The sequence below is a fragment of the Lawsonibacter sp. JLR.KK007 genome (genome assembly GCF_036941135.1).
In the GTDB taxonomy this organism is placed as follows: domain Bacteria; phylum Bacillota; class Clostridia; order Oscillospirales; family Oscillospiraceae; genus Lawsonibacter.
Map to the genome: position 1 here is coordinate 920,164 of NZ_JAYWSY010000001.1, position 16,101 is coordinate 936,264.

The 16,101-nt window shown below is 60.7% G+C and carries 17 protein-coding genes; 10 read left to right on the forward strand and 7 right to left on the reverse strand.

Annotation, left to right across the window (positions count from 1 at the left end; genetic code table 11):
- Window positions 1-12: 12 nt before the first annotated feature.
- Complete coding sequence (locus VV088_RS05165; protein ID WP_334599699.1) at window positions 13-1,440, reverse strand: hypothetical protein; 1,428 nt, start codon at window positions 1,438-1,440, stop codon at window positions 13-15.
- Window positions 1,437-1,913 (reverse strand): RNA polymerase sigma factor, encoded by a 477-nt coding sequence (locus tag VV088_RS05170; RefSeq protein ID WP_334599700.1) that lies wholly within the window; start codon window positions 1,911-1,913, stop codon window positions 1,437-1,439. Before VV088_RS05170 ends, VV088_RS05165 begins: the two co-directional genes overlap by 4 nt.
- A 418-nt stretch (window positions 1,914-2,331) precedes the next feature.
- On the opposite strand from VV088_RS05170, the gene VV088_RS05175 reads away from it, so the two are divergent.
- The 8 genes from VV088_RS05175 to VV088_RS05210 all read left to right on the forward strand — a co-directional run bounded on the left by VV088_RS05175 (window position 2,332) and on the right by VV088_RS05210 (window position 9,541).
- On the forward strand, window positions 2,332-2,595 hold the full coding sequence (locus VV088_RS05175) for an HPr family phosphocarrier protein (protein WP_023347782.1): 264 nt from the start codon (window positions 2,332-2,334) through the stop codon (window positions 2,593-2,595).
- 65 nt (window positions 2,596-2,660) lie between these two features.
- Window positions 2,661-4,493 (forward strand): excinuclease ABC subunit UvrC, encoded by a 1,833-nt coding sequence (gene uvrC / locus VV088_RS05180; RefSeq protein ID WP_334599701.1) that lies wholly within the window; start codon window positions 2,661-2,663, stop codon window positions 4,491-4,493.
- A gap of 1 nt (window position 4,494) precedes the next feature.
- A complete protein-coding gene (rsmD, locus tag VV088_RS05185) occupies window positions 4,495-5,052 on the forward strand; it encodes a 16S rRNA (guanine(966)-N(2))-methyltransferase RsmD (protein WP_334599702.1) in 558 nt (185 codons plus the stop codon).
- On the forward strand, window positions 5,049-5,546 hold the full coding sequence (gene coaD / locus VV088_RS05190; RefSeq protein ID WP_334599703.1) for a pantetheine-phosphate adenylyltransferase: 498 nt from the start codon (window positions 5,049-5,051) through the stop codon (window positions 5,544-5,546). Before rsmD ends, coaD begins: the two co-directional genes overlap by 4 nt.
- 4 nt (window positions 5,547-5,550) lie before the next feature.
- Window positions 5,551-6,081, forward strand: coding sequence for a hypothetical protein (locus VV088_RS05195; RefSeq protein ID WP_334599704.1), 531 nt, complete (start codon window positions 5,551-5,553; stop codon window positions 6,079-6,081).
- Window positions 6,082-6,205: 124 nt separating this feature from the next.
- Window positions 6,206-6,685, forward strand: coding sequence for an RNA polymerase sigma factor (locus VV088_RS05200; RefSeq protein WP_334599705.1), 480 nt, complete (start codon window positions 6,206-6,208; stop codon window positions 6,683-6,685).
- A complete protein-coding gene (locus VV088_RS05205) occupies window positions 6,682-7,602 on the forward strand; it encodes a hypothetical protein (RefSeq protein WP_334599706.1) in 921 nt (306 codons plus the stop codon). Before VV088_RS05200 ends, VV088_RS05205 begins: the two co-directional genes overlap by 4 nt.
- 421 nt (window positions 7,603-8,023) lie before the next feature.
- Complete coding sequence (locus tag VV088_RS05210; RefSeq protein WP_334599708.1) at window positions 8,024-9,541, forward strand: DUF3794 and LysM peptidoglycan-binding domain-containing protein; 1,518 nt, start codon at window positions 8,024-8,026, stop codon at window positions 9,539-9,541.
- A gap of 51 nt (window positions 9,542-9,592) precedes the next feature.
- Here the strand turns inward: VV088_RS05210 and VV088_RS05215 are convergent, their stop codons facing one another.
- Together VV088_RS05215 and VV088_RS05220 are read right to left on the reverse strand one after the other, a co-directional pair.
- Window positions 9,593-9,742, reverse strand: coding sequence for a hypothetical protein (locus tag VV088_RS05215; RefSeq protein WP_334599710.1), 150 nt, complete (start codon window positions 9,740-9,742; stop codon window positions 9,593-9,595).
- 49 nt (window positions 9,743-9,791) lie between these two features.
- A complete protein-coding gene (locus tag VV088_RS05220; protein WP_334599711.1) occupies window positions 9,792-9,926 on the reverse strand; it encodes a hypothetical protein in 135 nt (44 codons plus the stop codon).
- Window positions 9,927-10,104: 178 nt separating this feature from the next.
- Between VV088_RS05220 and spoIVA the strand changes: the two genes are divergently transcribed.
- Both spoIVA and VV088_RS05230 read left to right on the forward strand, forming a co-directional pair.
- On the forward strand, window positions 10,105-11,583 hold the full coding sequence (gene spoIVA, locus VV088_RS05225) for a stage IV sporulation protein A (RefSeq protein WP_334599712.1): 1,479 nt from the start codon (window positions 10,105-10,107) through the stop codon (window positions 11,581-11,583).
- Between the two features lie 79 nt (window positions 11,584-11,662).
- Window positions 11,663-13,306 carry a SulP family inorganic anion transporter gene (locus tag VV088_RS05230; RefSeq protein ID WP_334599713.1) on the forward strand — a complete coding sequence of 548 codons (1,644 nt, stop codon included), beginning with the start codon at window positions 11,663-11,665 and terminating at the stop codon, window positions 13,304-13,306.
- Between the two features lie 29 nt (window positions 13,307-13,335).
- Here VV088_RS05230 and VV088_RS05235 read toward each other — a convergent pair whose 3' ends face one another.
- The 3 genes from VV088_RS05235 to VV088_RS05245 all read right to left on the reverse strand — a co-directional run bounded on the left by VV088_RS05235 (window position 13,336) and on the right by VV088_RS05245 (window position 15,872).
- The gene (locus tag VV088_RS05235) at window positions 13,336-13,965 is read right to left on the reverse strand and encodes a Crp/Fnr family transcriptional regulator (protein WP_334599714.1); all 630 of its coding nucleotides are present in this window, start codon (window positions 13,963-13,965) and stop codon (window positions 13,336-13,338) included.
- The gene (locus VV088_RS05240; RefSeq protein WP_334599715.1) at window positions 13,962-14,399 is read right to left on the reverse strand and encodes a hypothetical protein; all 438 of its coding nucleotides are present in this window, start codon (window positions 14,397-14,399) and stop codon (window positions 13,962-13,964) included. Before VV088_RS05240 ends, VV088_RS05235 begins: the two co-directional genes overlap by 4 nt.
- Window positions 14,400-14,648: 249 nt before the next feature.
- Window positions 14,649-15,872, reverse strand: coding sequence for an IS110 family transposase (locus VV088_RS05245; protein ID WP_334599162.1), 1,224 nt, complete (start codon window positions 15,870-15,872; stop codon window positions 14,649-14,651).
- Between the last annotated feature and the right edge of the window lie 229 nt (window positions 15,873-16,101).

The window sequence follows — 16,101 nt, forward strand, 5'->3', positions numbered from 1 at the left end:
CCGCTTTTTTCATTAAAACTGATACAAAAGCAAATACTGTGTCTGATCGTCCAGAGTGCTGGCGCGGATGCTCACGGTGCTGTCGTCATCCCAGCCGATGCCGCCCTCGTGGAGGTTCTCATAGCCCTCCCGGTCGAAGGCGAAGAAAACCCCCTTTTCCAGGTCGGCCACTCCAATCTGGGAGATACCCAGGCCGTCCGTTTTGGAATCCATGGAAAAGTACAGCAGCCTGTTTCCGGAGAGGTTGAACTGGAGGTTGTCATTTTGATGGAAGGTCAGACCCTCCAGAAGGGTCTGCGCTCCGGTCTTCAGGTCCACTGCCCGGGCCTGCCCGTCTTCAGAGATCAGTACACAGCGACTTCCTGACATCTCCACGCCGCTGGAGCCCTCCTCCCAGCTGCGATAGTAGGGGGTCCGGCCCAGCGTTTGAATTATACGGCCAGTTGGAATATCATAGGAATAACAGGCAACATCCTGTGCCACTCCACTCTCGTCTATGGTGCTGCTGTGGAGGATCAAGGTGTCATTGTCTGCGAAGGCGGCGGTGTAAATCTCGATGTCCGCCAACTCATCCACCTGGACCAGGGTTTTAGCGTCCAGGTCGCAGAACCAGGTCTGGGACATCCCCAGCCGGTTGTCGCACAGAATGATGGCTCGGCGCATGTTCTCCGACCAATCCCATCCGTAGGCGTACTCCAGCTTGTCCACTCCGGTGCCCGCCAGGATGTCCTCCGCCTCGCCGGTGTCCAGATGGTAGAGGAAGGGGTACTCGGTATAATCCATCTGTGTCCCTGTGGACAGGCGGAGCAACAGCACATCGGTGCGGCCGGGGACGGAGGAAAGATTCCAGTCCCACGCGTGCTCACCCTCCTCGTCCCAGGCGCGGTTGTCGCCGGTAAAGAAGTCCAGCCTCCCGTCGTAGATAAACCACCAGAACTCCCCTTGGTAGCGGATATCCCGGAAGGTGACATCCACTTGGGCGGTGTGCATGTCCACCTCCACCGGGATCAGCTCCCCGTCCCGGGGCTCCCAGAACCTGGCGTCCAGGAGGGTTTTCCAGTCCTCGTCCCAGGTCAGGTCGGTGAGCAGGCCGTTGGAGAAGCCGTACCGGCGGCTGTCCATTTTGATGTACTGGGCCTTGACCAGATTGCCGATCTCTGCGTTGCTGATGTCGGGACCGCCCGGGCTGACGCTGCTGCTGGGCACCTGTTCCCGCTCCTCCATGCGGAAGAAGGACAGCACCGCCGTGCGCAGCTCCGGGCTGGCCGCCAGAGCTGCGGTGAGCAGGCAGGCCACTGCCAGGGCCGCCGCCAGAATGCCCTTGACCGCCCGGCGGACCGGGACATAGTTTCTTGTGCGTTTCTGCATCATAATACGCTCCTTAAGCTCCGGGTCTGGAACAAGCTGATCCATCGCCCGGCGATAGTCGTTGATGTTCATATGGAACCCTCCAATTCGATCTTCAGCAGCTCCCGGCCCCGTTTCAGGCGCATCTTCACCGCTGACTGGCCCAGCTTCAGAATCTCGGCAATTTCGGCCACCGAGTAGCCCTCGTAATAGTGGAGATGAATGGGCAGCCTGTACTTCTCCGGCAGACGTATCACTGCGTCAAGGGCGTCCCGCTCCTCTTGGGCGGCGGCGGGGAGAGTGTCCTCCAGCTCGGTGATTCGTTTGCGCCAGAAGCCCCGGAGCTGGTCCCGGCACAGGTTGGCCGTCACCTGAAGGAGCCACCGCTTTTCGTGGGTCTGGTCCGCGAAGATGGGAGCGCGGTACAGCAGGCGGAGAAAGGTCTCCTGGGTTACATCCTCGGCGTCGGCTTGCTGGCCCAGGTAGACCATGGCCAGCCGGAAGACCGCGCCGCTGTAAGTATCATAGGCCGCCTCAAACTGGTGGGCGCTGATCGTTTGGTTCATGCTTTGACCTCCTTTCACAGATAAAACGATCCCCGAGGGAAAATGGTCACAGGGCGCGGGAAATATGTTGATGCGATCCATTCCGCTTCCGCATGCAGGGGCGCTCAGAGGGAGGCGGGATTGGATGAAACTGGAAAACAAGACGATTTGTTGTTTGGATCATGCCAGAAAGGGAGTAAAAACCGTCAAAAAATTTCATATTTGTAACAAATGTGGAATTGTTTCGAAAATGGAGCTAAAATAGAAAAAAATCGCGTTTTCCCTGCATTGTGAAGGAAAAATGGGGTAAAAACGATAATTTATCCCGTAAAAGCGGGCAAAAATTGCGGTAATATTTGTGCAAATATCCATTGACGAAACCGGGATAAATCTGCTATGCTTAGCACACATCCTAATGAATAGGGCGGAGGTACGCGATATGTATAGTCAGGAAGCCGTCGTAAACAACCAGGTCGGTCTCCATGCCAGACCCGCTACATTTTTCATCCAGAAGGCCAACGAGTTCAAGAGTTCCATCTGGGTGGAGAAGGAGGAGCGCAAGGTCAACGCAAAGAGTCTGCTGGGCGTTCTGTCTCTTGGCATCGTGAAGGGCACTCCTATCAAGCTGATCGCTGATGGTCCCGACGAGAAGGAAGCGGTTGAAGCTCTGTACAAGATGATCTCTTCCGATTTTTCCGAGTAAGCACCGCAACATCATCATGAAAGGCGCCGCGCTGCGGCGCCTTTTTTGATGTTAAGGAGGATGCTATGACCTTTGACGAATTGAAAGACAAGGCCCACAGCCTGCCGCTGAAGCCGGGCGTCTATATCATGCAGGACGTCCAGAGCACCGTCATCTACGTAGGCAAGGCCAAGGCGCTGAAAAACCGGGTGAGCCAGTATTTTCAGGACTCCGCCAGCCACACCGAGAAGACCCGTGCCATGGTGGCTCAGATCGACCACTTCGACGTGATCATCGCAGACAGCGAGTTTGAGGCCCTGGTGCTGGAGTGTTCCCTCATCAAGCGGCATCAGCCCCGGTACAACATCCTGCTGAAGGACAGCAAGGGCTACCCCTATATCCGGCTGTCCAAGGAGGCGTACCCCAGGTTCTCTCTGGCCGCCAAGGCGGCGGAGGACGGCGCCCGGTACTTCGGACCCTACGCCAGCCGCCACAGCACCCAGGGGATCATCGACGCCCTGCGCACCGCCCTGCGGCTGCCCTCCTGCAGTAAGAAGTTCCCCAGAGATATCGGCAAGGAGCGGCCCTGTCTTAACTACCACATGGGCAAGTGCGACGGCTACTGCCGGGGGGACGAGCTGCAGGAGCAGCACAGTCAGGCCGTCGCCCAGGCGGTGTCTCTGCTGGAGGGTCGGTTCAAGGACGTGCAGCGGGACCTGACTGCGGAGATGGAGCGGGCGGCGGAGGAGCTGCGCTTTGAGCAGGCCGCCCAGCTCCGGGACCGGCTCCGGGCCATCGAGCTGCTGGGCAAGCGGCAGAAGGTGATCGCCGCCTCTCTGGCGGACACCGACGTAGCCGGTTTCTTCCGGGGGACGGCCAAGAGCTGCTTTGTGGTGCTCCACTTTGTGGAGGGGGAGCTGGCCGCCAAGGACTTCGACCTGCTGGAGACCCCCATGGAGGAGGAGGAGGGAGCGGTGCTGTCCTCCCTGATGCGGGAGTATTATGTGGGCCGCACCCGGCTCCCCAAGCAGATCCTGGTGCCCTGCGAGCTGCCCGACCAGGTGCCCCTCACCCGGATGCTGTCCGAGCAGGTGGGGTACCGGGTGGAGCTGGTCACCCCCCAGCGGGGGGCCAAGATGGACCTGATCAAGCTGGCCAACCAGAACGCCCGGGAGGAGGTGGAGCGGGCCACCACCCACGAAGAGCGGCGGAACAAGCTGCTGGAGGCCCTGGGCAAAATGCTCAGCCTGGAGGGTCCGCCCCGGCGGATGGAGTCCTACGACATCTCCAACACCGGGGCCAGCGACATAGTGGCCTCCATGGTGGTCTATGTGGACGGCAGGCCATTCAAGCGGGACTACCGCCGCTTCAAGCTGAAGGACATGGACGGCCCCGACGACTATGCCTCCATGGAACAGGTGCTCACCCGCCGCTTCCGCCGGTATCTGGACGGCGACGAGAAGTTCGGGGACAAGCCCGACCTGCTCCTCATTGACGGCGGCCACGAGCATGTGAAGGTGGCCGCCCGGGTGCTGGAGATGCTGAATCTGTCCATCCCCGCCTACGGCATGGTGAAGGACGACCGCCACCGCACTCGGGCCCTGGTCCACCCTGACGGCCGGGAGATCGGCATCCAGTCCATCCCGGCGGTGTTCGCCCTCATCGGCCAGATCCAGGAGGAGACCCACCGCTTTGCCATCGAGTACCACCGCCAGCTCCAGGCGGGGCACGTAAAAACCTCCGTTCTGGACAAGATACCCGGAGTGGGGGAGAAGCGCCGCCAGCAGCTGCTGAAGCACTTCAAGACGGTGAAGGCCGTCAAGGCCGCCTCCCTGGAGCAGCTCCAGGAGGTTGTGCCCAAAAATACCGCCCAGGCGGTGTATGACTACTTTCACACTGGCCAGGAAAGGAAGAATTGATATGCGCATCATTACCGGCTCCGCCCGCGGGCGGAAACTGAAGGAGCCCAAGGGCATGGACACCCGGCCCACCACCGACAAGGTGAAGGAGGGCCTGTTCAACATCATCCAGTTCGAGCTGGAGGGCCGGCGGGTGCTGGACCTCTTCGCCGGCACCGGCCAGCTGGGGCTGGAGGCCCTGTCCCGCGGGGCGGAGCACTGTACCTTTGTGGACCAGCGGACGGAGGCGGCCGGTCTGGTGCGGGAGAACATCAAGCTGTGCCGCTTTGAGGACCGCTCCCGGGTGGTCCAGGGCGAGGCCCAGACATTCCTCCGCTCCTGTGGGGAGCGGTTTGACGTGATCTTTCTGGACCCGCCCTATCAAACTGACTTGCTCCAGCAGTGCGTAGAAAACATAGCGAGGTTTGACATTTTGCGGGAACATGGTATAATAGTCTGCGAAAGTGGGACGGACTGGTCCGCGCCCACCCTGGAGCCCCCCTACGAGGCGGGCCGGGAGTACCGGTATGGGCAGATCAAGCTGACCGTCTGCCGCCGGGCGGGGAGCGTGAACCGATGAGCGCAGCCATCTATCCGGGCAGCTTCGACCCGGTGACGTTAGGACACCTGAACATCATCAAGCGGGCCGCCGCCTGTTTCGACAAGGTGATCGTGTGCGTTATGGTAAACTCCAAAAAGACGGGGATGTTCACCCCGGAGGAGCGGGTAGAGCTGCTGAAAAAGTCCACCGCCCGGTTCCCAAATGTGGAGGTGGACTTCTCCAACGAGCTGCTGGCGGCCTACGCCAAGCGGCGGCGGGCCCATGTGGTGGTCAAGGGCCTGCGGGCGGTGTCCGACTTCGAGCAGGAGGTTCAGATGGCGGTCATCAACCGGCACCTGAACCCCAAGCTGGAGACGATGTTTCTGGCGTCCAGTGAAAAGTATACCTATCTCAGTTCCACCATCGTCAAGGAGATGGCCCGGTATGGGACGGACCTGACCGGCCTGGTCCCCCGGGAGATCGTGGACGATGTGAACCGGCGCATGAGAGAGATGGAAGGAAAGGAAGGCTGAGCACATGGCAAGCGGTGTGGAAGAACTGTTGGATATGCTGTTTGAGATGATTGATGAGGCGAAGAACGCCCCTCTGTCCGGCGGAGATAAGTGCGTGATCGAGCGGGACCGGGCGCTGGACCTGATCGACGATATCCGCAGCCAGTTCCCCATGGAGCTGACCGAGGCCCGGAAGATGATGGCCCGCCGGGCCGAGATGGAGGCGGACGCCAAGCGGAAGGCGGAGTCCATCGTCCGCTCCGCCGAGGAGCGGGCCAAGCAGATGCTGGCGGCGGATGCGGTGGCCCTCCAGGCCAAGCAGCGGGCCAACGACATGATCCGTCAGGCGGAGGAGCGCAGCCGTGCCCTGAAGCGGTCGGCCAACGAGTACTGCGAGGACGCCCTGCGCCGCACCGAGGAGGCGGTGGCTGAGGCCTACGACGAGATCAAGCAGTCCCGCTCCCGGTTCCGGGCGGCGGCGGCGGCCACCATCAATAACAACCCGGGCAGCCAGCCCCAGGGGGGCAGGACCGTATTTGATGCGGACAGAAATTGACCCAACAGCCGAACGGCCTATCGCGGGCGGACACGCCTGCGGCAGGCCGTTTTTTTAAAAATTTGACTGGGATGAAAAATTTCCCTCCCGTGTCCCGTGTTAAGGGTGAAGGGAGTTGAGGACCATGGTCCCGACCGGTACCGAAGAGACCATATGCCGCCTTGTGCGGGAGTACAGCGATATGCTGCTGCGCCTGGCCTGCACCCGTCTGCCCTCCGTCAGTGACGCGGAGGACGCGGTGCAGGAGGTGTTCCTGCGGCTGCTGACCGCTCCCGTCTCATTCCGGGACGCCGGACATGAGAAGGCGTGGCTGATCCGCGCTACCCTTCACCGAGCCAGCGACATCCGCCGCCGCAGGGACCGGGGGAATCTTCCGCTGGAGGAGGCGGCCCAGCAGGCCGCCCCGGAACCGGAGCCTGGTCTGCTTCAGGCGGTGCAGAGCCTTCCGGAGAAATATGGAGCGGTGATCCACCTGTACTACTACGAGGGATATTCCATCAAGGAGATTGGAACGCTGCTGGGTCTGCCCGCCGCCACGGTGGGCACCCGGCTGGCCCGCGGCCGGGACCGGCTGCGGGAGCTGCTGAAGGAGGAGATCGAATGAACCGAGACGATTACCGCCGCGCTGTGGACGCCCTTCCTTTTTCCACCGATTTCCAGGAGCGGACGGAGGCGCTGGTACGCCAACAGGCACAATCAAAAAAGGAGTGTATTGTTATGAAAAAGAGAGGTCTTGTCAGAGCCGTTGCCATCGCCGCTGCGGTGGCCCTGTTTACCGTTTCCGCCTACGCCGCCTCCCGCTGGCTCAGTCCCGCCCAGGTGGCGGAGCAGCACAGGGACCCCATGCTGGCCCAGGCTTTTGAGAGCGAGGACGCCATCCGGCTGGACCAGTCGGTGCAGACGGAGAACTTCTGTGTTACCCTGGCGGGGCTGGTGTCAGGGGAGAACCTGTCCAGCTGGACCAGCCAGGCGGATCAGGCCCGCACCTACGCGGTGATGATTTTGGAGAGCCTGGACGGGACCCCGCTGAACAGGGAGGATTTCCCGCTCACAGACTACACCTTCACGCCGCTGGTGGCCGATTTCACCCCCTGGTCGGTGAACAACTGGACCCTGGGCGCCGGCGTCTCCCTCCTGGAACAGGACGGGGTGCTCTACTACCTGCTGGACACCCGGAGCGTGGAGATGTTCGCGGACCACACAGTATACCTGGCCTTCTATCAGGGCACCGCACCTGACAGGGACACCTTTACCATGGCGGAGGACGGAACGATTTCCTTTGTGAATGGCTTTGAGGGCCCCCGTGCCCTGTTCACTCTGCCCCTGGATGCCGGCAAGGCCGACCCCGCCGCCGTGGAGCGGTTTATGGACGAGAGCGGCTTTGACCGGGAGTGGTTCACCACCGTCCAGCCGGATGACGGGGAGACCCATGATGTCCAGATGATCGAGACTGAGACAAAGGACGGTTTGCATGTCGGGATTCTGCCCGGCGAAAAGGACAGCAGCGGGAGCCAGTCCTGACAGGAAATGGAGCCCAGCGCCCCAAATCGTGAAAAAGCCGCCCGGCCGGGCGGCTTTTTCCTGTTGTTGAATGAGTTTAGCCTGAAAGCATGCTCCAGCACCTTGTCCTAAAAGCCGTCAACCCTCTTGTTCGGATGTTCCGCAATCCCCCTCCGTTTGTATCCTGCAGTTCGTATCGTACCTTTCTCCCGTTTTGCAAGGAACACTTTCCCAAGAGCTACATAGGATGAAACAGCCGTCAAAGGCAAATCCAACAGGGAGGGGAGGCGTTTTCATGGGTATCGTGGTGGTACGTTCCCCCCGGTGCCTGCGGGGGCTGCTGCGCAGGATCTTTAAGGTGAAATAAGGGGCATACATAGGAATTCCCGGGCATATAGTGTCAACAAAGCCAGGCTGACATTATGACAAGGGAGAGGACACCATGGAATTTGAACGTGATACCATCATCAGCTATGACACGGTGGCGGAGGTCACCTTGTGCCAGGAGGAGACCCTGGAGAGCATCGTTCCCGACGCCTGCCCAGACATTCTGCGCATTGTGGACGTCTGCGGACAGGCCACCATCAGCGGCAAGCAGGCCAGGGAGGGCTCCGCCCAGGTCACCGGCATGGTGCGGGCCTCCATCCTGTACCAGCCCGAGGGGGGCGGCGGCCTGCGCCGGATGGAGGCGGGCCTGCCCTTCACCTGTCAGGCGGAGGCCCCCGGCCTCACCGAGCGGGGGACGGTCTTTGCCCGGCCCCGGCTACGCTCTGCCGAGGCACGGGCCCTCAACCCCCGGAAGGTGCTGCTGCGGGTGGACCTGGCGGTGGACATCACCGCCTGCCAGCCGGTGGAACGGCCCATTTGCGGCGGCGTGACCGGGAGCGAGGAGGAGGGCCTGTGCCAGCGCCAGTTCCGGGGGGAGCACTACCAGCTGTGCGCCGTGCAGGAGAAGCCCTTCACCTTCTCCGACCAGGTGCGGCTCCAGGGGACCGGAGAGTCCCCGGTGCTGCTGGCCGTCCGGGCCCAGCCGGTGTGTACCGAGAGCAAGCTCATCGGCTCCAAGCTCATCTTTAAGGGGATGGTGGAGCTGTACCTCCTCCTTCAGGAGATGGAGGGCGGGCTGTCGGCGGCCCACGAATCCATGCCCTTCTCCCAGATCATTGAGGTGACGGGCGCCGGAGAGGAGGGGGACTGTCTGGTGGAGGTGGAGGTAGCCTCCCTCCAGTGCGACCAGATCCCAGGAGACGGCCGTGAGCTGGACGTTACGTTGGAGCTGCTGGCTCAGGCCCAGGTGTACAGCCGCCGGCCGGTGACTCTCCTCCAGGACCTGTACAGCACCAGCAGCCTGATGGAGGTGGAGCGGGAGAACCAGCCCCTGTGCAGCCTGACCGACCAGTCGGTGCGGCCCCAGGCCGTCCGGGAGCTGCTGGAGACGGGGGAGATGGTCCGTTCCATCGTGGACGCCCGGCTCGCCCTGGGCCAGGTGCGCCAGAGCCGGGAGGGGAAGGAGTTGGTCCTCACCACAGAAGCCTGCGTCACGGTGCTCTACCTGGACGAGAATGAGCTGGTCCAGTGTGTCCGGCGGTCCCTTCCGGTGACCTGCCGGCTGGAGTGCCCCGAGGGGGCCAAATGCTCCTGCTTCTGCGCCTGTCCTGGGGAGGTCTTCGCCGCCCCCGCCGCCGGAGGTGTGGAGGTGCGCTTTACAGTGGAGTTCCACTGCATGACCACCGAGACCACCGCCGTCCCAACGGTGACCAGCGCCCAGCTGGGAGAGGCCCGGAATGCCGGGGAGGGCCAGCGACCCTCGGTGGTGCTGCGGATGCCCTCCCCCGGAGAGGAGCTGTGGGACATCGCCAAGGCCCACGGCACCACCATGGAGCAGATCCTCCAGGCCAACGAGCTGGAGGAGGACGCCCTGCCCTTCGGGCGGATGCTCCTGATTCCCAGCACGCGATAAAGCTAAGAGGCAGACCCGTTTGGGCCTGCCTCTTGGTTTTCGAATCCGGTATCAGGTTTCCTGGTCCTTTGCCTCCGCGATGGTGTCGATCAAATCGCACAACTCTTGATTGGTGTAATCCTTGCCGCTCTTTTTAATCAAACGGCGCAGTTCATAAAGAATGGCTTGCTGGGTGTCCTTGCGGTCCTTTTCCGTTCCCATATGCGCTACCTCCCTTGTTGTATAAGCATATTGTTTAGCATTTCTTACGCTATACCCCTAAACTTATTAATCCCGCATTGATTGCCTCACCTGAATAGCGAATAGCATCCGCAAAAATCAAAGCCGCTCCTATAATTGCCAGCGCAATGATGACTGCGCTAATTAATTTCTGCCAGTCTTTCAAAACAATATTCCTCGCTTCCTAATTCTCAATTTATATCATAAATTATATTATCGGTCGTTCAAAAAGTCAAGGTACATCTGACAGACAAAAGCGCGCCCTTTTCCTGTCATATTCCCCAGCCTGTCTCATACACTGTAAGGAACAAATACCGGCTCACACAGCCGAAGGAGGAATTGCAGTGGAAGATCGCAAAATCTACGAGGATATTGCGCTCCGTACCGAGGGCGATATCTACATCGGCGTGGTTGGGCCGGTCCGGACAGGAAAATCCACCTTTATCAAGCGTTTTATGGAGACCCTGGTCATCCCCAACATCGAGAACGTCTACCGCCGGGAGCGGGCCCGTGACGAGCTGCCCCAGAGCGGCTCGGGCCGGACTATCATGACGGCGGAGCCCAAGTTTGTCCCCGAGGAGGCGGTTGCGGTCCAGGTGGACGGCGGTGCGGCCTTTCAGATGCGGATGATCGACTGCGTGGGCTATCTGGTGCCCAGCGCGGTGGGCCAGCTGGAGGGGGAGACGGAGCGGATGGTTACCACCCCCTGGTTTGACCACGAGATTCCCATGGCGGAGGCGGCGGAGATCGGAACCCGGAAGGTGATCTCCGAGCACTCCACCATCGGGGTGGTGGTCACCACCGACGGTACCATCACCGACATCCCCCGGGAGGACTACCTGGAGGCGGAGGAGCGGGTGATCTCCGAGCTGAAGGAGCTGGGCAAGCCCTTCGTGGTGCTGCTCAACTCGGCCAGCCCCGCCTCGGAGCGGGCCCGGGCCATCCGGTCGGACATCGCTCAGCGGTACGATGTGACCTGTGTGGCGGCCAACTGCCTGGAGCTGGATCAGGAGGAGATCAACGCCGTGCTGAAGAGCGTTCTCTACGAGTTCCCGGTAAAGGAGCTGGACCTGTTCCTGCCCCCCTGGGTGGACGCCCTGCCCCAGGAGCACCCCATCAAGGCGGCGCTGTACGGCGCCATCCGAGAGGGGACCGCCCAGCTGCGCCGGGTGCGGGATGTGGACAGCGCGGTGAACTCCTTCCGGGACTGCGAGGTGGTCAGCGACGCCCGCATCTCCAACATCGACCTGGGCACGGGGGTGTCCGCCGCCTGTCTGGAGCTGCCCCGGGGGTTGTTTTACAACACTCTGTCCCAGCAGTCTGGCTTTACCATCGGGGATGACGGCGACCTGATGGCCCTGCTCACCGAGCTGGCCGGGGTGAAGCGGGCCTATGACAAGGTGGCCGACGCCCTCCAGCAGGTGGAGGAGACGGGCTACGGCATCGTGGTGCCACCCATCGACTCCCTGGTGCTGGAGGAGCCAGAAATCATGAAGCAGGGAGGCCGGTACGGCGTCCGGCTGAAGGCCAGCGCCCCCTCCATCCACATGATCCGTGCCGATATTGAGACGGAGGTCTCTCCCATTGTGGGCGGGGAGAAGCAGAGCGAGGATATGATCCACTACCTGCTCCAGGAGTATGAGGGGGACTCCAGCCGCATCTGGGAGGCCAACATTTTTGGAAAATCCCTTCACGAGCTAGTGAACGAGGACCTGAACTCTAAGATCAACCGCATGCCCGAGGATGCCCGCACCAAGCTGCGGGAGACCCTTCAGCGCATCATCAACGAGGGCTCCGGCGGGCTGATCTGCATCATCCTGTAAACGAGAAAAGGGGCTTGCAATTCTTTCCTTCTTCCAGTATCATAGGGGTGTGTTTTGATATGCGGAAGGAGAGAGCTTCATGCGAGAATTGACACCCCAGCTGGTATATTCCCTCAAGCACTATTCCAAGGAGGATTTTTCCAAGGACCTGATCTCCGGCGTGATCGTGGCGATCATCGCCCTGCCCCTGTCCATTGCCCTGGCCCTGGCCTCGGGGGTGTCCCCGGAGCAGGGACTGTACACCGCCATTGTGGCCGGCTTCCTCATCTCCGCCCTGGGCGGGAGCAAGGTGCAGATTGCCGGTCCCACCGCCGCCTTTGCCACCATCGTGGCGGGCATCGTGGCCCGAAGCGGTATGGAGGGCCTGGCCACCGCCACCATCCTGGCGGGGATCATGCTGGTCCTGATGGGTGTGCTGCGTATGGGGAGCATGATCAAATTCATCCCCTACACCATCACCACCGGCTTCACCGCCGGCATCGCCGTGACCATTGTGGTCGGTCAGATCAAGGATTTCTTCGGCCTCACCTTTACCCGCTCCCCGGTGGAGACCATGGAGAAGGTGGAGGAGGTGGTTCACACCTTCCACACCGTCAACCTGACGGCGGTGGGGGTGGGCTGTCTGGCCCTGGCCATCCTGATCGTTTGGCCCAGGTTTTTTAAGAAGATCCCCGCCTCCCTGATTGCGGTCATTGTCACCGCGGGGGCGGTGCAGCTGCTCAGCCTGCCGGTAAACACCATCGGTGACCTGTACACCATCTCCAGCGCCCTTCCCAAGTTCACGCTGCCCGCAATCTCCTACGGCACCGTCTCCGCAGTGCTGCCCGACGCCTTCACCATCGCGGTACTGGCGGCTATCGAGTCGCTGCTGTCCGCCGTGGTGGCCGACGAGATGATCGGCGCACGGCACAACTCCAACATGGAACTGGTGGCCCAGGGGGTGGGCAACGCGGCCTCCGCTCTGTTCGGCGGCATCCCCGCTACCGGCGCCATCGCCCGGACGGCGGCCAACATCAAAAACGGCGGCAAGTCGCCCGTTGCCGGCATGGTCCACGCGGTGGTCCTGCTGCTGGTGCTGGTGCTGCTCATGCCCTACGCCGCCCTGATCCCCATGCCCTGCATCGCCGCCATCCTCTTCCAGGTGGCCTACAACATGAGCGGCTGGCGGACGGTGGTGAAGGTGGTCAACCACTCCCCGAAAAGCGACGTGGCTGTGCTGGTGGTCACCTTCCTCCTCACGGTGGTCTTCGATCTGGTGGTGGCCATTCTGGTGGGTCTGTCTCTGGCCTGCCTGCTGTTCATGAAGCGGATGGCCGATGTCTCCACGGTCAAGGAGTGGGAGTACGTGGAGGACAGCGGCGACGACCAGGGCCGGCTGAAAAAGGTGCCTTCCCACGTGATGGTCTACGAGTTTACCGGCCCTCTGTTCTTCGGCGCGGCGGATAAGATTCCCCACATTGAGCGGAATACCGGACGGAATGTGCTCATCCTGCGGATGCGCGCCGTCCCCGCCATGGACATCACCGCTCTGAACAGCCTGCGGCGGTTCTATGAGGAGTGCAGGTCCAAAGATATCCAGGTGCTGTTCTCCCACGTGAACGAGCAGCCTATGACGGTGTTTCAGAAGTCCGGCCTGTATGATCTGGTGGGGGAGGACAGCTTTGTCCCCAACATCGACGCCGCCCTGGAACGGGCAATGGAGCTGGACCAGGCAAAAGTATAAGCAAAGCCATCCGGGTTTCCGGATGGCTTTTATAGTTGACATAATCTTTTCAGCGGCTCCGGCTCCGCCAGACGGATGGTCCGGTAGCCCAGCTCCACCCAACCCCTCTGGGCGAACTCATTGAGCACCCGGCTCACCGTTACCCGGCTGGCGGAGACGGCGGCGGCGATGTCATCCTGGGTGCAGGAGACGGCCCCAGCTCCGGAGGCCAGGGTGAGCAGGCAGTTGGCCACCCGCCACCGGGCGGGACGGAAGGCCATCTGGTCCACCTGTTCCGACAGCAGCCGCACCGTCCGGGCCAGATACTTCATCATGGCCAGGGCCAGCTCCGGATTGCGGGCAAACTCCTGGGTCACCAGCTCCCGGTCGATGGGGACGATTTCGCAGAGGGTCAGCGCCAGGGCGGAGGACACCCGGGGCAGCTCGTCAAAAAAGGAGGCCTCCCCGAAGAGGTTCCCGGCGGTGTAGACGTTCAAGACCCGCTCCGCCCCGTCCTCAGACTGGATAAAGCTCTTTACCCTGCCGGACTTGAGGTAGTAAAAGCAGGTGGCCTCAGTATCCTGGAGATAAATGAGATAGCCCGTTGAGCACCGCACCGGCGGACGGCTTTTGGCAAAGGTCTCCCATATCCCGGCGGGAAAGTCCAGCTCGTGGTTCACAGGCACGCCCCCTCGATCTCGAAGTTTTCCCAGACAAGGGCGGCGGCGCGGGTCAGCAGCAGGGGCGCGCCGCCGTGGAAGCGGGTCAGCAGAAGCCCCTGGCCCGTCATTCGCGGCTGATGATACCAGCTGTCCAGAAGGGCATATCGGGGGCGGGACAACTCGATCACAACGCTGTTCAACGCGCTGATGCGCCCGACAGGAACGCTCTCCGCCAGCAGGCAGGAGGCACCGAAGAAAAACAAACTCCGACCGTAAACCCACAGGGGCAGGCGGTACCTGGTCCCATCCAGGGACAGGGAGAGAGAATAGATAAAGTCCCCATGAGGCGGCTCGGTCTGGTAGTGCAGCTCCAGGGAGCGGCCCCGGTAGGTAAACTGCTCTTGATAGTTCCAGGCAGAACATTGCCCTCCGGTGTCAGGAACGGCGATCATACTCGTTTCCTCCGCAAATTTTCTACATTGTAACATACGTTACATTCTTCTGGCAAGCCTTGTGGTAACATTCTCTCCATAAACCGCAAGGAGTCTAATGGTATGAAGTCAAGTAGGTGATGCAAGAAAATTTCAAGGGAAATAGGGGACAAAAGGCTATGTTGGCGGTAAAAAGGCAACACCAACCCAAGCCCTGTCCCTGCAAATTTTTGAAACAGGGCCTATTACGTCAGAGCGGCAGGCATCGGCCTAACTCTCCGGCGGGATATACAGGCGGTTGTCCATCAGCAGCCGATAGACCAACCGAACCAGCTTTCTGGCAGTTAAAGCGAGGGCGCGTTTATGCTGGAACTGATTGACCTCTTTGAATTTAAGGTCATAGTAGCGCCGGAACTCGGAGTCGCATCTTCTCACGGAGTTGGCGGCTTCCAGCAGGTAATAACGTAGATAGCGGTTACCGGACTTAATGAGCTTGGTATGCTGAGCCTCAAAGTCGCCGGACTGGTGCTGCGTCCAGACAAGACCGGCATACTTGGCAACGGATGCTTGGGAGTTGAAGCGGTGGACATCGCCGATCTCGGCAATGATACCAGCGGAGTAGACCTTGCCGATACCGGGGATGGAGGTAAGCGTGTTGGGGATGATCTGAAACTGCTGCTCAATGGCCTTGTCCAAGACCTTGATCTGCTTCCCCAAAGCCCGCATGGTGGCGATAGAAACGGCCATCGCCTGATTGACTGAGTTATTCACAGTGATGGGCAGACGGTAGGAGTTTCTGGCGGCGGTCTGGATTGCTTTGGCCTTGGCCGCCGGGTCCGCGAAGTTACGCCCGGTTTCATCAATGAATTTGGTGAGTTCGTCCAGGTCGGCGTAGGCCAGCTCGTCCACCGTTTCAAACCGCTCCATCAAGGCGATGGTGGTGGCGCTGGAGTTGGCGATATCCTTGTCCTGGGCCATGCCGCAGCATTTTAGGAACAGGTAATTGGCGAAGTGCTGCTTCTCCCGTGTCAGGTTTTGTACGACATCAAATCTGGCCCTGGTGAGGGTTTGCAGGGATTTATAGCGATAGTCGTCCATGTAGACCTCCTTGCCGATCCTGCCGAAACGGAGATGGTCGGCGATTACAAAGGCGTCTACCCAATCGTTCTTGGGCAGGTCCGGGTAGGATTCCTTGAACTTCCTGACCTGCTTGGGGTTGAGTACATGGAGTTTCCTCTGATACCGGCCCAGCCGCCTGTCCTCGCGGAGCGCGTAGACCAGGCTGTCCCCGTAGATGGATGTGGCCTCCAGGCCGATCACCACATCGTTGAGCCCCATAGTCTCCATTGCTAACACGATCTTCTCTGACATCAGTTTAGCACCGCCCAGGTTGTTTTGCACGGAAAAACTGCTGTGCTTGCTGCCGTCAGGCTTCATCAGGTAGGTCACATTGTTCTTACTGCTCACGTCAATGCCTACAAAAAGTGGGTTCATGATTTTCACTTCCCCGCGTGGAGATTTCAGGCCAGCAGGCTTTGAGATACCCATGATATCCGGAGCATCCGCAACCTCGCTTATCAGAATCATTCCGGGGCGGGCCAATGCGATAGCCCTCACTGCTGGAAGGGCGGCCCTGCTCCCGGTAAACAGCTAATGAGTTTGCAGCTAACTTCCGGTTCAGGGGAACGGACTCCATCTGAAGCAGCCTTTCAGCTCGACAAGG